Origin of the sequence: Mycolicibacterium septicum DSM 44393 (assembly GCF_000455325.1) — a bacterium.
GTDB lineage: Bacteria > Actinomycetota > Actinomycetes > Mycobacteriales > Mycobacteriaceae > Mycobacterium > Mycobacterium septicum.
In genome coordinates, this window is record NZ_HG322951.1 from 2,117,590 (window position 1) to 2,137,137 (window position 19,548).

Annotated in this window: 20 protein-coding genes and 2 riboswitches; of the genes, 7 read left to right on the forward strand and 13 right to left on the reverse strand. The window is 66.4% G+C overall.

Translation table 11 applies throughout. The annotated features are described in order from the left end of the window. Nucleotides 1-19: 19 nt before the first annotated feature. Nucleotides 20-1,351 carry a bifunctional o-acetylhomoserine/o-acetylserine sulfhydrylase gene (locus TX88_RS09970; RefSeq protein ID WP_044516454.1) on the reverse strand — a complete coding sequence of 444 codons (1,332 nt, stop codon included), beginning with the start codon at nucleotides 1,349-1,351 and terminating at the stop codon, nucleotides 20-22. Between the two features lie 170 nt (nucleotides 1,352-1,521). Beyond that, a riboswitch (SAM riboswitch) is annotated at nucleotides 1,522-1,641 on the reverse strand. A 277-nt stretch (nucleotides 1,642-1,918) separates the two neighbouring features. Here TX88_RS09970 and TX88_RS09975 point away from each other — a divergent pair. Beyond that, the gene (locus tag TX88_RS09975) at nucleotides 1,919-4,156 is read left to right on the forward strand and encodes an NADP-dependent isocitrate dehydrogenase (RefSeq protein WP_044516455.1); all 2,238 of its coding nucleotides are present in this window, start codon (nucleotides 1,919-1,921) and stop codon (nucleotides 4,154-4,156) included. A 128-nt stretch (nucleotides 4,157-4,284) separates the two neighbouring features. Here TX88_RS09975 and TX88_RS09980 read toward each other — a convergent pair whose 3' ends face one another. Next, nucleotides 4,285-5,118, reverse strand: coding sequence for an epoxide hydrolase EphH (locus tag TX88_RS09980; protein ID WP_044519266.1), 834 nt, complete (start codon nucleotides 5,116-5,118; stop codon nucleotides 4,285-4,287). 99 nt (nucleotides 5,119-5,217) lie between these two features. Between TX88_RS09980 and TX88_RS09985 the strand changes: the two genes are divergently transcribed. Then, nucleotides 5,218-6,009, forward strand: coding sequence for an exodeoxyribonuclease III (locus TX88_RS09985; protein ID WP_044519267.1), 792 nt, complete (start codon nucleotides 5,218-5,220; stop codon nucleotides 6,007-6,009). Here the strand turns inward: TX88_RS09985 and TX88_RS09990 are convergent. Beyond that, nucleotides 6,000-6,617 (reverse strand): TIGR03086 family metal-binding protein, encoded by a 618-nt coding sequence (locus TX88_RS09990; protein WP_044516457.1) that lies wholly within the window; start codon nucleotides 6,615-6,617, stop codon nucleotides 6,000-6,002. The genes TX88_RS09985 and TX88_RS09990 overlap by 10 nt on opposite strands. 51 nt (nucleotides 6,618-6,668) lie before the next feature. Here TX88_RS09990 and TX88_RS09995 point away from each other — a divergent pair, with 51 nt between their 5' ends. The 3 genes from TX88_RS09995 to yhjD are packed head-to-tail and all read left to right on the forward strand — an operon-like array spanning nucleotide 6,669 to nucleotide 9,169. Continuing rightward, nucleotides 6,669-7,091 (forward strand): MarR family winged helix-turn-helix transcriptional regulator, encoded by a 423-nt coding sequence (locus TX88_RS09995; RefSeq protein ID WP_044516459.1) that lies wholly within the window; start codon nucleotides 6,669-6,671, stop codon nucleotides 7,089-7,091. 24 nt (nucleotides 7,092-7,115) lie between these two features. Further along, a complete protein-coding gene (trpS, locus tag TX88_RS10000) occupies nucleotides 7,116-8,132 on the forward strand; it encodes a tryptophan--tRNA ligase (protein ID WP_044516461.1) in 1,017 nt (338 codons plus the stop codon). 20 nt (nucleotides 8,133-8,152) lie between these two features. Beyond that, nucleotides 8,153-9,169, forward strand: coding sequence for an inner membrane protein YhjD (gene yhjD, locus TX88_RS10005; RefSeq protein ID WP_044516463.1), 1,017 nt, complete (start codon nucleotides 8,153-8,155; stop codon nucleotides 9,167-9,169). Here the strand turns inward: yhjD and TX88_RS10010 are convergent. After that, nucleotides 9,166-9,483, reverse strand: coding sequence for a DMT family transporter (locus tag TX88_RS10010; protein WP_044516464.1), 318 nt, complete (start codon nucleotides 9,481-9,483; stop codon nucleotides 9,166-9,168). The two genes, yhjD and TX88_RS10010, sit on opposite strands and share 4 nt — an antisense overlap. A 12-nt stretch (nucleotides 9,484-9,495) precedes the next feature. Then, a riboswitch (guanidine-III (ykkC-III) riboswitch) is annotated at nucleotides 9,496-9,560 on the reverse strand. A gap of 22 nt (nucleotides 9,561-9,582) precedes the next feature. Between TX88_RS10010 and TX88_RS10015 the strand changes: the two genes are divergently transcribed. Then, nucleotides 9,583-10,443, forward strand: coding sequence for an NAD(P)H-dependent flavin oxidoreductase (locus TX88_RS10015; protein ID WP_084621854.1), 861 nt, complete (start codon nucleotides 9,583-9,585; stop codon nucleotides 10,441-10,443). Between the two features lie 101 nt (nucleotides 10,444-10,544). On the opposite strand, the gene TX88_RS10020 is transcribed toward TX88_RS10015, so the two are convergent. From TX88_RS10020 to TX88_RS10055, 8 genes are all read right to left on the reverse strand, one after another. Next, entirely contained in the window at nucleotides 10,545-11,795 is a 1,251-nt protein-coding gene (locus TX88_RS10020; protein WP_044516467.1) for a glycosyltransferase, read from the reverse strand. Beyond that, entirely contained in the window at nucleotides 11,796-12,044 is a 249-nt protein-coding gene (locus TX88_RS10025; protein ID WP_039378287.1) for a F0F1 ATP synthase subunit C, read from the reverse strand. It abuts the gene before it with no gap. Then, nucleotides 12,034-13,305, reverse strand: coding sequence for a glycosyltransferase (locus TX88_RS10030; RefSeq protein ID WP_044516470.1), 1,272 nt, complete (start codon nucleotides 13,303-13,305; stop codon nucleotides 12,034-12,036). Before TX88_RS10030 ends, TX88_RS10025 begins: the two co-directional genes overlap by 11 nt. Next, entirely contained in the window at nucleotides 13,302-13,931 is a 630-nt protein-coding gene (locus TX88_RS10035; RefSeq protein WP_044516472.1) for a TetR/AcrR family transcriptional regulator, read from the reverse strand. Before TX88_RS10035 ends, TX88_RS10030 begins: the two co-directional genes overlap by 4 nt. A gap of 93 nt (nucleotides 13,932-14,024) precedes the next feature. Continuing rightward, nucleotides 14,025-15,239, reverse strand: a complete 1,215-nt coding sequence (locus TX88_RS10040; RefSeq protein ID WP_044516473.1) for a D-alanyl-D-alanine carboxypeptidase family protein — start codon at nucleotides 15,237-15,239, stop codon at nucleotides 14,025-14,027. Nucleotides 15,240-15,372: 133 nt separating this feature from the next. Continuing rightward, on the reverse strand, nucleotides 15,373-16,677 hold the full coding sequence (locus TX88_RS10045; protein WP_162563114.1) for a hypothetical protein: 1,305 nt from the start codon (nucleotides 16,675-16,677) through the stop codon (nucleotides 15,373-15,375). A gap of 258 nt (nucleotides 16,678-16,935) precedes the next feature. Continuing rightward, a complete protein-coding gene (locus TX88_RS10050; protein ID WP_162563115.1) occupies nucleotides 16,936-17,250 on the reverse strand; it encodes a helix-turn-helix transcriptional regulator in 315 nt (104 codons plus the stop codon). A 107-nt stretch (nucleotides 17,251-17,357) separates the two neighbouring features. Continuing rightward, nucleotides 17,358-17,873: a hypothetical protein gene (locus tag TX88_RS10055; protein WP_044516477.1), complete on the reverse strand. Its 516-nt coding sequence runs from the start codon at nucleotides 17,871-17,873 to the stop codon at nucleotides 17,358-17,360. Nucleotides 17,874-17,998: 125 nt separating this feature from the next. Here TX88_RS10055 and TX88_RS10060 point away from each other — a divergent pair, with 125 nt between their 5' ends. After that, nucleotides 17,999-18,496 (forward strand): MarR family winged helix-turn-helix transcriptional regulator, encoded by a 498-nt coding sequence (locus tag TX88_RS10060; protein WP_044516478.1) that lies wholly within the window; start codon nucleotides 17,999-18,001, stop codon nucleotides 18,494-18,496. Here the strand turns inward: TX88_RS10060 and TX88_RS10065 are convergent. Then, nucleotides 18,493-19,491, reverse strand: a complete 999-nt coding sequence (locus tag TX88_RS10065) for an SMP-30/gluconolactonase/LRE family protein (RefSeq protein WP_044519268.1) — start codon at nucleotides 19,489-19,491, stop codon at nucleotides 18,493-18,495. The two genes, TX88_RS10060 and TX88_RS10065, sit on opposite strands and share 4 nt — an antisense overlap. Between the last annotated feature and the right edge of the window lie 57 nt (nucleotides 19,492-19,548).

Consider the following 19,548-nt stretch of genomic DNA (forward strand, 5'->3'; position numbering starts at 1 on the left):
CCGGTCTTCTCTCGCCGTCCTACACCGTCGCCGCAGTCTGCGGGACGCCGCTGAACGGACGGGCGGCGGCGAATCCCTGCTTCAGGTCGGCCAGGATGTCGTCGATTCCCTCGATACCGACGGCCAGCCGCACGAGGCCGGGGGTGACGCCGGTCGACAGCTGCTCTTCGGGGGAGAGCTGCGCGTGGGTGGTCGAGGCGGGGTGGATCACCAGGGACCGCACGTCACCGATGTTGGCGACGTGGCTGTGCAGGGTCAGGGCGTTGACGAACGCCTTGCCGGCCTCGATCCCGCCCTCCAGCTCGAAGGCGAGCACGGCGCCGGTGCCCTTCGGGGCGATGGTCCGGCCCAGCTCGTACCAGGGTGAGGTGGGGAGTCCGGCGTAGTTCACCGAGGTGACGCCGGAGTGCCCGGCGAGGAACTCGGCGACCTTCTGCGCATTGGCCACGTGGCGTTCAACACGCAGTGACAGCGTTTCCAATCCCTGGGCGATCAAAAAGGCGTTGAAGGGGGCGATCGCGCTGCCCAGGTCGCGCAGCAGCTGCACCCGGGCCTTGAGCGCGTAGGCGGGCGGGCCGAGCTCGGAGAACACCACGCCGTGGTAGCTGGGGTCCGGTGTGGTGAACCCGGGGTGGCGGCCCTGCGTCCAGTCGAAGTTGCCGCTGTCGACGATCACGCCGGCGATCGCCGAACCGTGGCCACCGAGGTACTTGGTGGCCGAGTGCACGACGATGTCGGCGCCGAGCGCGATCGGCTGGATCAGGTATGGGGTGGCGATGGTGTTGTCGACGATCAGCGGGACACCGTTCTCGTGTGCCACGGCGGACACGTTCGGGATGTCGAGAATGTCGATCTGGGGGTTGGAGATGGTCTCGGCGAAGAAGGCCTTGGTGTTCGGCCGCACCGCTGCCCGCCAGCTGTCCAGGCTGTCGGGGTCCTCGACGAAGCTGACCTCGATGCCCAGCTTGGGCAGCGTGTAGTGGAACAGGTTGTACGTGCCGCCGTACAGCCTGGGGCTGGACACGATGTGGTCGCCGGCGCCGGCCAGGTTGAGGATGGCGAACGTCTCGGCGGCCTGGCCCGAGGACAGCAGCAGCGCGGCGACGCCGCCTTCGAGTGCGGCGATGCGCTGCTCGACGACATCGGTGGTGGGGTTACCGATACGGGTGTAGATGTTGCCCGGCTCGGCCAGCCCGAACAGGGCGGCGGCGTGGTCGGTGCTGTCGAAGGTGTAGGACGTGGTCTGGTAGATCGGCAGGGCCCGGGCCTTCGTGGCGGCATCGGGGCTCTGACCCGCGTGGACCTGCTTGGTCTCGAACGACCAGTTCGCGACGATTTCAGGGTTTGTCATGGCTGGGGTGTCTCCTCCGTGAAGGGGATGAGGAAGGTAGTTAGTGCGGTCGGCTACCGGGCGCCGGGCCTGTCGTCGATCACGACGGGCGGACACCAAGGGTTCACTGACACATACACATGGCTGGCCTCCATCAGGTTTCCCTGTCTGTCTGGGGGCCCGTACCTTCGGACCCGCGCTTGCCTTGCAGCCGCGTACGACTGCTCAACCTGGTCATCACCCGGGGCACCCCACCGCGGTTGGAGGGTTGCCGGCCAGCAAGCCGGGGCTTGATGCTGACACTCATGACCGGCCTGCAGCTTATCGCAACGCGCTGAGGCGGTGCCAGTCGGTTCTTGGAAGTGTTTGCCGGTTCTGCAGCGACGGGACTGAAACACGTTCAGTCCAGTGGGCGCGCCGAGGCGGCGGACGGCTCGCCGTAACCCAAAGTTACTGGTCAGTAATGAAAGCTGCTCCTTCGCGGCCGTTCGCGCCCTTGTAGTCTGGCCCGCGATACAGAGCAGCGAATAACCGCGGGTGAGAACGAGTGATCCTCGTCGAACCCAGACTGACGCCGGGAGAGCAACCATGACTGCCCAGCAGCCGACCATCATCTACACGCTGACCGACGAGGCGCCGCTGCTTGCGACGTACTCCTTCTTGCCGATCGTCCGCGCCTTTGCAGAGCCGGCGGGTATCGATATCCAGACCAGTGACATCTCGGTGGCGGCCCGCATCCTGGCCGAATTCGGTGACTATCTGACCGAGGACCAGAAGGTCCCGGACAACCTCGGTGAGCTGGGCCGCCTCACCCAGCTGCCCGAAACCAACATCATCAAGCTGCCCAACATCAGCGCTTCGGTCCCGCAGCTCGCCGCTGCGATCAAGGAGCTGCAGGAGAAGGGCTACGCCATCCCGGACTACCCGGGTGACCCGAAGACCGACGAAGAGAAGGCGATCCGGGATCGCTACTCGAAGATCCTCGGCAGTGCGGTGAACCCCGTTCTGCGCGAAGGAAACTCGGACCGTCGTGCACCCAAGGCGGTCAAGGAGTACGCGCGCAAGCACCCGCACAGCATGGGCAAGTGGTCGCAGGCCTCGCGGACCCACGTGGCCACCATGAAGGACGGCGACTTCTACCACGGTGAGAAGTCGATGACCCTGGACAAGGCGCGCAACGTACGCATGGAGCTGGAGACCACCTCCGGCGAGACCATCGTCTTGAAGCCCGAGGTCAAGCTCGACGCGGGCGACGTCATCGACTCCATGTACATGAGCAAGAAGGCGTTGATCGAGTTCTACGAGGAGCAGATCGAGGACGCCTACAAGACCGGCGTGATGTTCTCGCTGCACGTCAAGGCGACCATGATGAAGGTCAGCCACCCGATCGTGTTCGGCCACGCCGTCAAGGTCTTCTACAAGGACGCCTTCGCCAAGCACGAGAAGCTCTTCGACGAGCTCGGCGTCAACGTCAACAACGGTCTGTCGGATCTCTACAGCAAGATCGAGGCGCTGCCCGCCTCGCAACGTGAGGAGATCATCGAGGACCTGCACCGCTGCCACGAGCACCGGCCCGAGCTGGCCATGGTGGACTCGGCGAAAGGCATCTCGAACTTCCACTCGCCCAGCGATGTCATCGTCGATGCGTCGATGCCGGCGATGATCCGCCTCGGCGGCAAGATGTACGGCGCCGACGGCCGCACCAAGGACACCAAGGCCGTCAACCCCGAGTCGACGTTCTCCCGGATGTACCAGGAGATGATCAACTTCTGTAAGACCCACGGCCAGTTCGATCCGACCACCATGGGCACGGTTCCCAACGTCGGTCTGATGGCGCAGAAGGCCGAGGAGTACGGCAGCCACGACAAGACCTTCGAGATCCCGCAGGCCGGTGTCGCCAAGATCGTCGACATCGACTCCGGTGAGGTGCTGCTGAGCCAGGAAGTCGAAGAGGGCGACATCTGGCGGATGCCCATCGTCAAGGACGCCCCGATCCGGGACTGGGTCAAGCTGGCCGTCAACCGGGCCCGGTTGTCCGGCATGACGTGCGTGTTCTGGCTCGACGACGAGCGCCCGCACGAGAACGAGCTGCGCAAGAAGGTCAAGGCGTACCTCAAGGACGAGGACACCGAGGGCCTGGACATCACGATCCTGCCGCAGGTGTGGGCCATGCGGTACACGCTTGAGCGCGTGATTCGCGGCCAGGACACCATCGCCGCGACCGGCAACATCCTGCGGGATTACCTGACCGACCTGTTCCCGATCCTGGAGCTGGGCACCAGCGCCAAGATGCTCTCGATCGTGCCGCTGATGGCCGGCGGTGGTCTGTACGAGACCGGTGCCGGTGGTTCGGCGCCCAAGCACGTTCACCAGCTCGTCGAGGAGAACCACCTGCGCTGGGACTCGCTGGGCGAGTTCCTCGCGCTGGGTGCCAGCCTCGAGGACCTGGGCAACAAGCTGAACAACGACAAGGCCAAGGTGCTGGCCACCGCGCTCGACACCGCGACCGGTGAGTTGTTGGACGAGAACAAGTCCCCGTCGCGCAAGACAGGTGAGCTCGACAACCGCGGCAGCCAGTTCTACCTCGCGCTGTACTGGGCGCAGGCGCTGGCCGAGCAGACCGAGGACAAGGAGCTGGCCGCGCACTTCGCGCCGCTGGCCAAGGCGCTCGGCGAGCAGGAGCAGGCCATCGTCGCCGAACTCAATGCGGCGCAGGGCAAGCCGGCCGACATCGGCGGCTACTACTACCCGGACCCCGAGAAGACCGCCGCGGTGATGCGTCCGAGCAAGACGCTCAACGACACGCTGGCGGCCTCCGAGAGCTGAGATCGGGGCTCGGCGCGGCCATCGTCCGCGCCGAGCCTGCGCTCAGATCCCCGAGCCTGCGCTCAGATCGTCAAAACGCCCGAATTCTCGATCTCTGCGCAGACTGGATGCCCTGCGCGCATGGTCGATCATCCCGTCGCGCGCGTTTGACCGATGTGCCGGTCGACGAACTCGGTGATCACCCCGGTGATGGTGTCGGGCGCCTCGAACATCGGGACATGTCCCACTCCCTTGAGGGTGGTCACCACCGCGTCCGGAGCCAGGCTCCTGGTGAAGTGCCGGGTGAATCGTGGTGCCGGCAGCACGCGGTCCTTCTCGCAGATCACCAGCTGGGTCGGCGTACGGGAATCGCCGATCTCCATCAGCCCCGCGGTGGTCAGTGCCTTCACCATGAGCTTGAAGTAGGCCGGGCAGTGTGCCAGATCGTCGATCAGATCGCGACGGTCGCTGTCGTTGAGCACCTCAGGGGTCGCGCTCACGGCCAGATATGAGATCTGCTTCGTCATCGGGAGTTTGAGCAGCTGCTGACGCAACACCGCAGTGGACAGCACGACCGGCAGGGCCGCCACGAACTTGGCGATGATCTCGTACTTCGCCAGCGTGTGCATCGACCATCCACCCGCAGGGGCGATGCCGGTCAGCGTGCGGGCCCGGCCACGGCGTTCCAGCTCGAAGGCCACCCAGCCGCCCAGCGAGTTCCCGACGATGTGTGCGGTGGTCCAGCCGAGCTCGTCGAGCCGGCGCTCGACATCGTCGGCCAGCGTTGCGACGTCGAGGAGCATCGGTGCGTGCGCGCCGCCGTGGTGGCCGGCCATGGTCGGGGCGAACACGTCGTAGCGGCCGGTCTGTGCGAGCTGCGGTGCGACGTACTTCCACACGCTCTGCGACAACAGGAACGGATGCAGCAGCAGGATCGGATCGCCGTCGGGAGTGCCGAGGTGGATCGGAGCACGTTCAGCCATGCCGCCCGACATTAAGGTGATACCGCCGGTACCGCAAGAGGCTGTCAGTGGGTGTCGGCGGCGGTCGGTAGGGTCTGGGCCGTGGCATCTCCGGCACCCCTGACCGTCAGCACCATCAACGTCAACGGTATTCGCGCCGCGGTCAAGCAGCGGTCCACCGACAACCTCGGCCTGCTGCCCTGGCTCAAGGAAACCGAGGCCGACGTCGTGTGTCTGCAGGAGACCCGCGCCGATGACGAGCAGCTCAACGATGCCTTGACGCCGGCCCTTGCCGACGGCTGGAACGTCGCCTCGGCCGAACCGCATGTCAAGGGCCGCAACGGAGTTGCCGTGTTGTCCCGGCATCCCATCGAGGCGTCGCGGCTGCTGGTCTCCGACGAGTTCGAGGCCCACGGGCGCTACCTCGAAGTCGATACCGCGGGAGTGACGGTGGCCAGCGTGTACGTCCCGACCGGGGAGGCCGAGACGGACCGGCAGCTGGAGAAGGAACGGTTCATGGCCACCATCGCGGCCCGGATGGCCGAGCTGCACGGCCGCGACGCGGTGCTGTGCGGTGACTGGAACATCGCGCACACCGAGAACGACATCAAGAACTGGAAGGGCAACCTCAAGAAGGCCGGCTTCCTGCCCAGTGAACGGGCGTGGCTCACCGAACTGCTGGGGACCGGCTGGGTGGACGTGGTGCGGGTACTGCATCCCGATGTGGCCGGGCCCTACAGCTGGTGGTCGTGGCGCGGCAAGGCCTTCGACAACGACGCCGGCTGGCGCATCGACTATCACCTGGCCAGCCCGACGCTGGCGGGCAAAGCCACCTCCGCGCGGGTGGATCGGGCCGAGCTGTACGCACTGCGGTGGTCGGATCACTCACCGGTGACGGTCAGCTACGGCTGACGCCAGTCCGGGCGCCTGCCCAGATGTAGCAGTACCTTGTCGAAATCTGTTGCCGCCGAGGCACTGACGGCCCGGTCGAACGGTGAGGCCGGACTCTCGCGGAAGTCGCCGTCGGGGATCGCCATGACCAATGGCAGGACGGCAGCGACGACGTCATCGGGCAATTCGTAGGCCGCACCGAGGCTGGCCGCGACATCCCAGCCGTGCACCGCGTAGTCGACGAGGTGGAATCCGATCGCCAGCGCGCCCGGGAACGTCGCATCCGGTCCGAACTCGGGTAGGGCGAACGTCGCCTCGGTGATCCCGTCGGCGGCGAACGCGTCCAGCACGTCGTGCGCGGCCGCGGCGTAGGTGCCGGTCGGGTCGGCACGCACGGCGTCGGCCACCGTTTCGACGTTCCAGTGCGCTTCGTCAGAGCCGTGTCCGCGGGCGGCGGCGGCGAACCCGCGATGCTGCACGGTCATGTGGGCCAGCAGATCGCCCAGAGTCCACCCCGCGCAGGGGGTTGGGCTGTCCAGGTCGGATGTGCCGACAGCGTCGACGACGTCGACGGAACGCAGGACGGCGACACGGTGCAAGGGGCGTAGATCGGTCTCAATAGTAGGCATACGCTTACGATAAGCGTGAGCACATCATATGGCAACGCTTACGCTGATCGAATGTCGAAGCGCCCCGACCTGGCGGCCATGCTCGCCCCGTTGTTGCGCGAGATGATCGCCGCCGAGCAGCCGGTGCTCGACGCCCATGGCCTGTCGATGTGGGGCTACGTCGTCCTGCTCACGTTGGATCGCTCCTCGGTGCGGACGCAGGCGGCCCTGGCCGATGCGATCGGCGCCGACAAGACCCGCATCATCCGCACCCTCGATGACCTGCAACAGCAGGGCTTCATCGAGCGCGAGGCCGACCCCGACGACCGCCGGGTGCGGCTGCTGGCCATCACCGAGGTGGGTCGCGCGGTCAAGGATGCGGTCCAGCGGGACATCCAGCGCGGGGAGGAGCGTTGGCTGGGTGAACTGACTGCCGATGATCGGAAAGTGTTCCTGCGGGTGCTGCAGCAGCTGACCCGCGAAGAATCCGGATGACGCCAGTGCGAAAATCAGATCATCATGAGTAGCGGAAGCAAACAGGTCGTATTCTCGGGCGCCCAGCCCACCTCTGACTCCCTGCACCTCGGCAATGCCCTGGGTGCCGTCACGCACTGGGCGCAGCTGCAGGACGGTTACGAGGCGTTCTTCTGTGTCGTCGACCAGCACGCCATCACCGTGCCGCAGGACCCCGAGACCCTGCGCCGGCGCACGCTGGTGACCGCCGCGCAGTACCTGGCACTGGGCATCGACCCGACACGCAGCACCGTGTTCGTGCAGAGCCATGTCCCCGAGCACAGCCAATTGGCCTGGGTGCTCGGATGTTTCACCGGTTTCGGTCAGGCGTCGCGGATGACGCAGTTCAAGGACAAGTCGCAGAAGCAGGGCGCGGACGCCACCACTGTGGGGCTGTTCACCTATCCGGTGCTGATGGCCGCCGACGTGTTGCTCTACGACACCGATCTGGTCCCGGTCGGGGAGGACCAGCGCCAGCATCTGGAGTTGGCCCGGGATCTGGCGCAGCGCTTCAACGCCCGGTTCCCGGACACCTTCGTGGTGCCCGAGGCGATGATCCCGAAGGCCACCGCCAAGATCTACGACCTGCAGGACCCGTCGGCGAAGATGAGCAAATCGGCGGCCAGTGACGCCGGGCTGATCAGCCTGCTCGACGATCCGAAGGCCACGGCCAAGAAGATCCGTTCGGCGGTGACCGACAGCGAGCGGGAGGTCCGGTTCGATCAGGAGAACAAGCCGGGCATCTCGAACCTGCTGACCATTCAGTCCGCGGTGACCGGTACCGATGTCGACAAGTTGGTCGAAGGTTATGCGGGCCGTGGCTATGGCGATCTCAAGAAGGAGACCGCCGAGGCCGTGGTGGAGTTCGTCACGCCGATCAAGACCCGCGTCGACGAATTGCTGGATGACCCGGCCGAACTCCAGTCGGTTCTTGCCGCGGGAGCGGAACACGCCCGGGAGGTCGCCGGGAAGACCCTCGCTCGGGTTTACGACAGGATAGGGTTTCTCCAGCAAACGCCATAAGCGCCAGGGAGGGGTTGGCGGTGGACGAGCCCGAGAAGCCGGGACTGCTCGACCGTGTGCGTGCGCGCTTGCCCTGGTTCGACCATGTGATGCGGGCGCAGGAGCGCTACAACGACTGCAACGGCAACTTCTACGCCGCTGGCATCACCTATTTCACGATCTTCGCGCTGTTCCCGCTGCTGATGGTCGGCTTCGCCGCCGGCGGTTTCCTGCTGTCGCGACGGCCTGATCTGCTCGAAGAAATCGAGCAGCGGATTCGGCAAGCGGTGTCGGGCGATCTCGGCCAGCAACTGGTGACCCTGATGGATTCGGCCATTGCCTCGCGCGGCACGGTCGGCGTGATCGGTCTCGCGACCGCGGCGTGGGCCGGCCTGGGCTGGATGGCGAACCTGCGCGAGGCGCTGAGCCAGATGTGGGAGCAACACGCCGAGTCCAACTTCGTCGGCAACAAGCTCTCGGACCTGCTCGCCCTGGTGTCGGCGTTTCTGGCGATGGTGGTCACCATCGGGCTGACCGTACTCGGCGACCCCTCGTTGATGCGGAAGGTGTTGCGCTGGATCGGCCTTCACGACGGCGCGCTGCTCGGTAGCGGGCTGCGCGTCATATCGATCGCCGTATCGGTCTCGATCTCGTGGCTGTTGTTCAGCTGGATCATCTCCCGGTTGCCGCGCGAACCGGTGCCCTTCCGCCGGTCGATCCGGGCCGGCCTCCTGGCGGCGGTGGGCTTCGAGATCTTCAAGCAGGTGGCGTCGATCTACCTGCAGTCGGTGCTGGGCGGGCCCGCCGGGGCGACGTTCGGCCCGGTGCTGGGCCTGATGGTGTTCGCCTACGTCACCGCGCGGCTGATCCTGTTCGCGACGGCCTGGGCGGCGACGTCCACAGAGAGCCTGGCCGAGGCGCCGGTGCCACCACCGAACCCCGCGCAGATCGTCACCAGGGTGCAGGTCCGCGAGGGGATCGGGGTGTCCGGCGCTTTGGCCGCGGCCGCCATGGGAGCCATTGGTGCTCTCGGGCTTTCGCGATTACTGCGGCGTTAGTGGCTGACGGCCTTGAGGCCGACGATGCAGCCGACGACGCCGAGCATGAGCACCACCTTGATCACCGAAGCGGATTCGGCGCCGGTGATCATCGCGTAGCCGACGGTGAGCACCGCGCCGATGCCCACCCATATCGCGTAGCTGGTGCCAGGGGGCAGGCTGCGCATCGCGATGGCCAGTCCGACCATCGAGAACGCAAGCGCCACGAAGAACACGACTGACGGAACCAGGCGGGTGAAGCCCTCGGTCTTGCTCAGGGCGGTCGCCCAGACGGCTTCGAGGACACCCGAGATGACGAGAATCAACCAGGCCATGGCACACCTCCAAACACCCCGTCTTTTCGCTGGCCGGGTACGGGTGCGCCTCGTCCGGTGCCATGTGTTGGCGATCCCCATTGTAACAACGACGTAACATTGCAGGCTGTGAGCTTGGCAACCACCTGGTCGCGGTCGATCGGCATCGATGTCCCCATCGTCAACGCGCCGATGGGCGGCGCGGCCGGAGGCCGGCTGGCGTCCGCGGTCTCGGCCGCCGGCGGCCTGGGCATGGTCGGGATGGGCAGTTCGGCGACAGCCGAGCAGTTGGCTGCCGAACTGGCGCAACTCGATGCGCAGCGATTCGGAATTGGCCTGGTGCACTGGGTCGCCCAGGACCGGCCGGATCTGTTCGACGTCGCGCTGGCCGCCAGGCCTGCGTTGCTCAGCGTCAGCTTCGGGCAGGACTGGGATTGGGTGCGCCGGGCACACGATGCCGGCCTGACGGTGACGACCCAGGTGGCCACGGTCGATGCGGCCCGGCGCGCCGTCGATGCCGGCGTCGACGTGCTGGTGGCACGCGGAGCCGAGGGCGGCGGTCACGGTGAGCCGACGATGGGCACGCTGCCGCTGCTGGCCGAGGTGCTCGACGCCGTCGACGTTCCCGTGCTCGCGGCCGGCGGGATCTCCTCGCCCCGGGCCGTGGCTGCAGTGCTGGCCGCCGGGGCGGGCGCCGCCTGGGTCGGCACAGCTTTCGCCGCATGCGCCGAGGCGCTGACGCCCGTGGTGGCGCGCGACGCGCTGCTGGCGGCCGAGGGTGAGGCGACCGAGCTGACCACCGAATACGACGTCGCGGCCGGATATCGGTGGCCGGCGACCATCCCCGAGCGCGTGCTGCGCGGATCGCCGGTCAATGCGGGGCAGGGTGTGGGGCTGGTTCGTCAGCAGGCGGGCGCGGCCGAGATCGTCCGATCGCTGTCCGAAGGGGCCGAGCAGCTACTCGGGCGCTGGCATGGGTGAGCCTGCCAACCCGCCGAGAGCGGCGGCGGATTGGCAGGACCGCGATGTATTTAACTTGAGTGGCAATTATTTGTCAGTCGAACCCGCGAAATCGCTGAGTCTCAGCTGAGCACCTTCTGAACGGCTGCGAGAACCTCGCCCGCACCGTCCTCGGCAGCGATGGCTGCCGCCATCTTCGCCGCCTGGTCGCCGAAGCTGTTATCCGACAACACGTCGCGGATCGCTTCACCGAGGTTGTCGGCGCCGAGTCGACGTTGCGGGATCGGCCGGGGGCTGACCCCGAGGTCGAACAACCTCCGCGCCCAGAACGGTTGGTCGCCGTAGGGGCCCGGTGCCGCGATCGCCGGCACACCGGCACGCAGTCCCGCCGCGGCAGTGCCCGCGCCGCAGTGGTGCACAACGGCCGTCGCCTGCGCGAACAGCCAGTCGTGGGGCACCTCGCCGACCGCGATCACGTCGTCCCCGTTGACGTCGAGCCCCGCCCAGCCGGCCTGGATCACAGCACGGGCGCCCGCGACCCGAACCGCCTGTGCGACAAGCGTGGACAGCCGTTGGGCCTCGGCGCGGCTGTTGACCGTGCTGCCGAAGCCGATGACGACCGGTGGCGGGCCGGCGTCGAGGAACTCCACCAGCTCGGTGGGCGGTTGCCATCCGGTTGCGTGCTCCGGCCACCAGTAGCCGACGACGTCGATACCCGGCCGCCAGTCGGCCGGCCGGGGCAGGACGGTGGGGGAGTAGCCGTACAGGATCGGCCAACGAGCATCGGTGCGCTGACGTCGCAGCACCCGGGCCGGAGCCGTCGGGAGACCGAGTTGCGCACGAAAGTGGTTGACGGTCCTGCCATACAGTCCGTCGATCATCGCCTCACCGATCCGCGCTGCCGCCCTGTTCCCGAACCGCCCGGCGGACCACGCTCCCAACACCGCCGGTGGATGGTCGGCGGTCGCCGAGAACGGCTGCAACCGAACGCCCATGCCGGGAACAGCGAGTGCGTCGGCAAGTGGATGGCCGGCCAGCTCTGCGAACGGTGACAGCAGTAGCGCGTCCACCGGTTCGTCACGGATGGCGGCCAACACGCGATCGCCCAGCGTCTGCATGCCGCGTGGTGAGAGGAATGCCGCCATGGCCTTCGCGGCTTGGCGTGCTGACACGTCCGACAGATCGGATGACGGGTTGTCGAGTTCGTCGGCGAGTCCGTGAAACTCCAGCCCGCATCCGGTGACGAGTTCGGCGAATGCCTGATACGCCACCACGATCACGCGATGCCCGGCTCGTTGCAATCGCGCACCGACCCCGGTCAGCGGTGCCACATCGCCGTGGCTGCCGATGGCGATGATCGCGATGGTCGCCATCTATCCGCCCGGGGTGGCGAAGACGAACAACGCCATGAACGCGATGTTGATGAAGAACGTCGCCTCCACGAGGCTAACCGTGATGAAAAACGGTGTGTACAAGCGCGCTTGGGCTTCTGGCTGGCGGGCCACACCGGCGATGAACTGCGAGCCGGCGAGTCCGTCGCCGATGCCGGCGCCGATCGCTCCGCCGGCCAGCACGATTGCCCCGGCCAGCAGGGCGTTACCCATCAATGCGTCACTGGCCATGGTGTACCTCCTGTGATCGATCGAGCAGTTCGGTGATGCGGTGCGTTGCCGACCCCGCTCCGTCCTCGCCGGCGAGCAGCGTCGAGAGCTGTTGAGTGCGCGCCCGATACGACGGATCGCCGCACACTTCGCGCAGGGCGGTGGCGAGTTCGGGGGCGGTCACGTTGGCGCGCGGAAGGGCGGCAGGTGCGGCGCCCAGGAGTCGCAGGCGCTTCGCCCAGAACGGTTGGTCCATGATTCCGGTGACGGGTATGGACGGGACACCGGCCCGGAGCGTCGCGGCGGTGGTGCCCGCGCCGCAGTGGTGCACGACTGCCGCGACCCGGGGAAACAGCCATGAATGCGGAAGCTCGTCGACCATCAGAACGTCGTCGCCGGTGCAGTGCAGCCCGGCCCAGCCGCTCTGCACCACGGCCCTGGTGCCGGTGGCACGCAGCGCTGAGCCGATGGCGTCGGACAGCTCGGGTCCCCGCGCCGTTGCGGTGCTGCCGAGACCGACGAATACCGGTGGCGGACCGGCTTGCAGAAAGTCGACCAGTTGCGCAGGCGGCGACCAGTTGTCGGGCTCCGACGGCCACCAATAGCTGGTGACCTGCAGGTGCGCCGGCCAGTCCGCGGGCCGCGGCACCACGTGCTCACTGAACCCGTGCAGGACGGGCCACGTGGCCGCGCGTCTGCCTTGATACCCCGCCAACGTGGTCGGGCCTAACCCGAGTTCGGTGCGTAGCTCGTTGATCAGCGCAAGGTGTGCTTTGTCGCCGAGCGCGCCCAACCGGCCGACGATGCGGTTGCCCCAGCGGCCGAGCGATCGGGCGCTGAGCACCGACGGCAGGAAGTCGCCGGTGGGTGCGGTCGGCTGTAGCAACACCCCGACGCTGGGGATGCCGAGTCCTTCGGCGACGTGGTATCCGAGCAGAGCCGCGACGGACGGAAGCAACAGCAGGTCAGCGTCTTTCGCGACCTCGATCAAGCCGCGGCCCAGCTGGCGCAGATCCTCGCGCATCTCGTCGAGCAGTTCCCGGGACGGCCGCATCCTGGCGCCGTCGACGAACGCCTGCGCGGCCGGTGAGGCCTTGGTGGCGCGTTCGGTGTCCCCGGGCAGTGAGCGGAATTCAATTCCGCAGCCAGACACCAGTTCCCGGTACGGCTCCTGGGCCGCGACGGCGACGCGGTAGCCCTCGACGGCGAGTCGTTGCGCCAGACCCGTGTACGGGGCCACGTCCCCGCGGCTGCCGAAGGCGGCGATGACAATGGTGGTCACGGGGCGGTGGCCTTCTCGAAGACATCGACGAGCACTTCACCGTGGGCGATGACGTCGTAGTCGGGGTCGCGGGCGTACTCCTGGGCTGCGCTGTCCAGCGCGCCGCGCAGGATGTTCTTCATGAACAGCGGTGACAGTTCCCGGAACTCACCGCCTTCCACCCCGGCGGCGAAGATGCTCTGCGGGTCGAGAGCGGCCAGGTCTCCGGTCGGGGGATTCTCCTGGACGGCTTTGGCCGCGGCCTGGTCGACCCGCAATCCGTCCGCGTCGCGGTATCCGGAGATGAGCTCGAGCATCGCCACGGCCGCTGACCGGTTGGCTGCGACGAACGCGATGTTGGCCCGGATGTAGGCGGACAGCTTTGCCGCCGCGGTGGTTTCGGCGTTGACCGCAGGGACGATCACCGCGGCGCCAAGGTTGAAGATTTCCGTGAAGACCGCCTCGACCACTTCTGACTTGTTGGTGAAGTGATACAACACAGCGCTTTTCGCGATGCCGATGTGTTCGGCGATGCGCGCCAGTGACGCCTGTGGATAGCCCTGTTCGGCGATCACCTCCAGGGCGCCTTCGACAATCTGCCGACGGCGGGCCTGTTCGGTAAACGTCTTCGTCCGCTCTGACCGCATGGTCTGAGATTAGACCGATCGGTCAGAAAACGGCAAGGGGTAGCCGCGAGCCGGCGTATACCGGCTGGTTGGAGGCCTATCGGGAGGTGTTGATCAGCGAGCGGGACGGCGATTCAGGGACCGTGCGCCCATGATCAACAGGAACACGATCACGGCACCGACCACGGCCACACCGACTCGCACCGGCAGTGAATCGGCCGGCGGCAGCACCGACGCCGCCTGGGCCGAGGTCGGCTCGTCGGCCTTGGGCGTGATCAATGACGGATCGGGGTCGACGAGGGTTCCGACCTTGGTTCCCGGTGGGGTCGCGAACCCGTAGTCGAGCAGGTGTGCTGCCTGCTCCCACGGAGCGATCGGCACTCGCGTGCCCTTCATCAGGATGGCCACCAAGCGCCGGCCGTCGCGGTTGGCGGCACCGACGAAGGTCTGGCCCGCGTCATCGGTGTACCCGGTCTTGCCGCCCATCGCGCCCGGATAGTTGTAGAGCAGCTTGTTGTCGTTCTCCACCGGATAGGACGGATTGCCGTCGCGCCCGGGGAAGTCGTAGGTCTGGGTCGCCACGATGTCGGCGAATGCCGGGTTCTGCCAGGCATATCGGTAGAAGAGTCCGATGTCGTAGGCCGAAGTGCTCATGCCGGGGCCGTCCAGGCCCGATGGGGTGGCGGCGCGGGTGTCGCGGCCGCCGAGCTTGCCCGCCAAGATGTTCAGCTTCTGCAGTGCGGGGTCCATCCCGCCCAGCTGGGCCGCGAGTGCGTGCGCGGCGTCGTTGCCGGAGTGCATCAGCAGGCCGTGCAGCAGGTCGTTGATCGTGTAGCGGCCACCGGGGCCGACGCCGACGCGGGTGCCCTCGGAGTTGGCGTCGTCCTGAGTGCCCGCGACCAACTTGTTGAGGTTCAGTTCGTTGAGGGCGGCGGTGGCCACGAGCACCTTGATGATGCTGGCCGGGCGGTGGCGTCCGTGCGGGTCCTTCGCGGCGATGATGTCACCGGTATCCAGATCGGCGACCACCCAGGCCTCGGCGGAGACATCGTTGGGCAGCGGTGGGGTGTTCGCCGCGGTGATCACGCCGCAACCGGAAAGCGCTTCGCCACCAATCGTCTTGGTGGGCACCGGCAGCGGTCCGGGGGCGACCTCGCCGGGTTTGGGTGCTTCCGACGCGTCGACGGCCGGAGGGGTCGTCACCTTGTAGGGGCACTCGGGCGCAGGGTCGGCATTGGCCACACCGGCCGTCATCAGGGGTGCCGTCACCATCACCAGTGCCGCGAACGCCGACACGGCTCGCTGGGTAGTCCTCCGCAAGGTCGCCATCGTGTCCGAAGATTAGGCGATTGTCGCCCGATTTCCGGTTTGCCACGCTGTGACGTGTGTGACTGGTGTTAAAACTGGGTACATGGCGGTGGCCCCCGCCTACGGGTGCGGGGGCCACCACCTGTGGAGCGGATCAGTCGTCGCTGCCGGCTTTGTCATTCTTGTCGGCGGCGGCAGCATTGCTGGCCGCGCTGCTGGCGGCGGTCTTCTTCTTGCCGACCTTCGAGATACTGTCGCTGACCTTCTTAACGGACTTTTCGATATCGCTGCGCAGCTTCTTGACCCGCTTGTCGACCTGGTCGGTTGCGTTCTGCACCGAGGATCTCAGCTGTTGACCCGGACGCGCCACTGTGCCGGCGGCATTGCTGGTCTCGGTCTTGGTGCCGTCCGAAAGCTCGGTCGTGCCAGTGGAATTGGCGGTGACGGCCGTCATGGCTGCAGTGGTGGAGTCCTCGGGCGCGGCAGCGGGTTCGGCGGCCGTGGTATTCGCCGATGCCGCACTGGCCGCCGGACCGGTAGGTGTTGGATTTGCCGGCGGCAGTGCGGCAAGTGTGGGCGCGGACTCGACGACGGTGTCGGTTGCCGCGGGCAACTCGGCAAGCGCGGCTGCGGCTGTCGTCGGGATCGCTACCCCATCGGCGATGGTCCGCGGCAGCTTGATCAACAGGTTCAGGACGGCGCCGCCTTGTATGAAGCATTGGCACGTACCCCCCCGCCGAAAGTTGATCAGCCCACCCAAGCCGTTGAGTGTGTTGTCAACCAGATCCGCAGGAATGTTGGCGATGCCCGATAGTCCACCGGCGATGTCACCGGTCTCGAATGCGTCCTGGATGCCCTGCGCGCTGGTGCCGAGCGCACCGATTGCGAGGGTTAGCTGCCCAAGGGGAACGTTAACAAGATTCGCGAGTGTCGTAACGGAGACTATGTCTTTCGCGACGCTGTAGGCGTGATCCAACATCAAGTTCGGGATCTTGAGTAGATCCATCGCCGGAACCAGTGCGAACGGCAAGTAGCCGAGGAAAGTGTTGATTGTTGCTGCAGCCTGTTCGAACTGTCCGGCTTGCATTTCCCCGATGGCCTTCTGGATGCCAGGACCCGCATAGGTATTCGCCCAGTTCTGCAAGTTGGTGGCAGTTGCTGGCAATGCAGTAGCCACCATTCCGGCGTAGGTCTGCAGGTTCTTGATCACCTCGGTGGCGATCGGCAGCGGCCTGTCCATGTAGTAATCGGCGAGATTGCTGAGACTGGTGGTGGAGGTTTGAATCACCTCGACCCAGCGGGTGAGGGGGTCGACGGTGGACGTAAGGGCGACCGACGCGGTCGAGACTTGCATGGTCGATGCCGCAACCGGTGGGGGTGCGATCGGCGTTGCGGCGATGACACCCGCCCCCATGAGCGCTATGCCGGCCGTGGTGATTGGCCGCAGGGCTAATTGCATCGATGGTTCCTTCCTGGAACGTGGCTGAACGACCAGAAAAGTAGCGGAACGAGAGGCTCTAGGCCGCGATGTCGGAGAAAGTTCAATTCAAATCGCGACGCGCGTCTGTGTGCTCATATGCTTTCTGAAATGGAGATACTGTCCTGCTAGCGCCGCTACAGCAACGCGCACAGACCTTCAAGATTCAAATATGGTGCTACAGGAGCCTTGCTATAAGCCAGAACTGCAACCCGTTCCAGTGCGGGATTCAGCGCTCGATCAGCGAGAAGCGCGCATCCTGGTTTGTGACGGCAGCTCGCCGAACAAGCTGCGGTATCGGGCGGACATGCGACCGAGTTCGCTGATGCCCCACCTGTTGGATACGTCGGCGATCGTGGCTCCCGGATCACTGCCGGCGAGCAGATCGGACCGGATGCGATGCAGGCGCATCCGCGCGATGTAGGACTGCGGCGACTCACCCAGGGTTTCGTGGAACGACCGGGCGAGGGTGCGACGGGAGATCCCGGCGAGCCGAGCGAGGCCTTCGATGTCGAGACGTTTGTCGAGGTTCCGGTCGATGTGTGACCGGGTCATCTCGACGATTCTTTGACGTTGCCGCAGCGTGAAAGCGGGCAACGGCGCCGGCTGCCGGGCGAAGTGACCGATGAATGCCGCGACGATGTCGGCCAGTGCCGCTGAGCCTAGCTGCGCGTGGTCGCCGCCCCGGTGCACCCGAGCCAGGTGGGCCGAGATGGCGGCGAGATGTGCCTGCTCCAGGGGTTGGGGTGGATACCGGTGCGCCGGAAAACGTTGGGGGAGAGGCTGAGTCCATACCGCTCGGCTTCGCTTTCAAGCGTCTCCTCGCGCAGGGTGACGACGGCGTAGAGCGAATCGACATCGTGAAAGGCTTCGTGCTCATCGCCGGGGCGAAACATCGTGACGATGCCCGAGTCGATTTCTCGCAACAGCAGCCGGTTCCTGGGTGGAATCCGCAGGCCGACGGCGATGGAGACGCCATCGGCAGACAACGGGCCACGGATCTGTACCCGGCTGTCGAAGCGGCCGGAACTGAACGCGATTCCGCCGTCGGCGGCATGAATCAGACTGCCGCGCGGCGGTTCACGCGACATCTGGAACGCGCTCAGCCCGGCATCGTTGACCGCATTGCGCAGGTCCTCGAGTTGGGTGATCCGGGTCCGGACCAACGGCACGTCCATGGATCGGCAGTGTAAGACGCAACTGGGCTGTCCCATTCTGCATAGACCGATATTTCTGGCTGGGCTGTGATCTTCCCAGCGGTCGCCGGGTCGGCGGCCTCGCGGCGAAGGAGCAGTTCGAGTCGATGCTGGCAATTGAATCCCCAAACTCCCGAGGAGTACTGGATGTCAGTGATGAAGAATGGCGGCACTGGGGCAACTTCGGTGAGTCCGCCGAGATGCTCTATCGGGAGATCAACGCCGCTCTCATCACCAGGCACAGTCTCGCGGTTCCCGACGTGCATCTACTCAATCTCCTCAACGAGAACGTGCGCCGACGTATGCGAATGGGCACTCTGGCCGACGCGCTGGTTCTCGCGCCGAGCCGGGTGACATGGCAGGTCCGTCGGCTGGAGGAACGCGGGTTGGTCCGCAGATTCCGCAGCCGCGAAGACGGGCGAGGCGTCGTCGTGGGGATCACCCGGCACGGTCAGGAGCGCCTGCGGCCGGCGTTGCGCACCTACGCCATGCTGGTGCGACAGTTCTACCTCGCACCGCTGAATCGGGAGCAGATGACCGCATTGGGAGACGGCGCGCGACGTGTCAGCCATGCCTTGAAGAGTGGCGGCGCCGCAACGCACTAAGTCAGGGCGGCGAGTTCGGTGTAGGCGAGTGCCGGGAAGGCGATCGTCGACATCCACAGCTTGCCCGCGGATTCGACCAACCCCGTGACGGTGCCGAAGTCGGGACGTGTCATCTGCACACCCGCGACCACGTCCCCGGAGCCGGCGTCGAACGCCAGGACCCACACCTGCGGACGGATCTGCGGCTGGAGCCGATCGGGCAAATGCCACAGGACTTTTCGGATCACCGGCGCCCGGGGTGCGAGCCATTCGGCCGCGGCGTTCGGCGGGGATACCATCGCGACCCAGATCCGGCCGTCGGCACCGGTGGAGATGTTGTCCGGGTACCCCGGCAGGTGGACCGCCAGCGGCGTCACGGTGCCGGCCTGCGGCCCGCTCAGCCAGTACTTCGACAGCCGCCGGCCCTGGGTCTCGGCGAACACCAACGCTGATTCGTCAGCGGTGACGGTCACGCCGTTGGCGAAGTACAGGCCCTCCAGCAGCGTGGTGACGGACCCGTCGACACCCAGCCGGAACAGTCCGCCCCGCCCGCGGGCTTCCATGATGGCTCCGGAGAAATGCTCGAACTGAAAGTGGCTGGTCGACTCGGTGAAATAAATTGTGCCGTCGGATGTTTCGGTGACATTCGAACAGAACTTCAGCTTCCTGCCATTCACCGATTCGACCAGCGTCGTGATCGTGCCGGTGGTCGGGTCCAGTGCCAGCAGCCCGCGGTGGCTGTCGCAGACCAGTACCCTTCCGTCGCGCGCGACATGCATGCCGAGCGGGCGCCCACCTGTATCGGCGACGACTGTGGCGGCGCCGTCGGGGGAGACGCGCACGATTCGCCCGTCCACCAGTCCGGTCCACAGCTGTCCGGCTGCGTCGGCGACGACGTCCTCGGGTCCGTCCCCGGGCACCGGCACGATGGTCAGCTCGGCAGGCCCGAAGGCGGGAAGCGGGTCGATCGGAGGTGGTGTCCAGCGGACCGGATCGATGGGTGGCTTGCGTGGCATCCGGTCATTCTCGTACCGAGACTGCGGTGAGATCGTCATTTCGTGACGAAGCGCGAT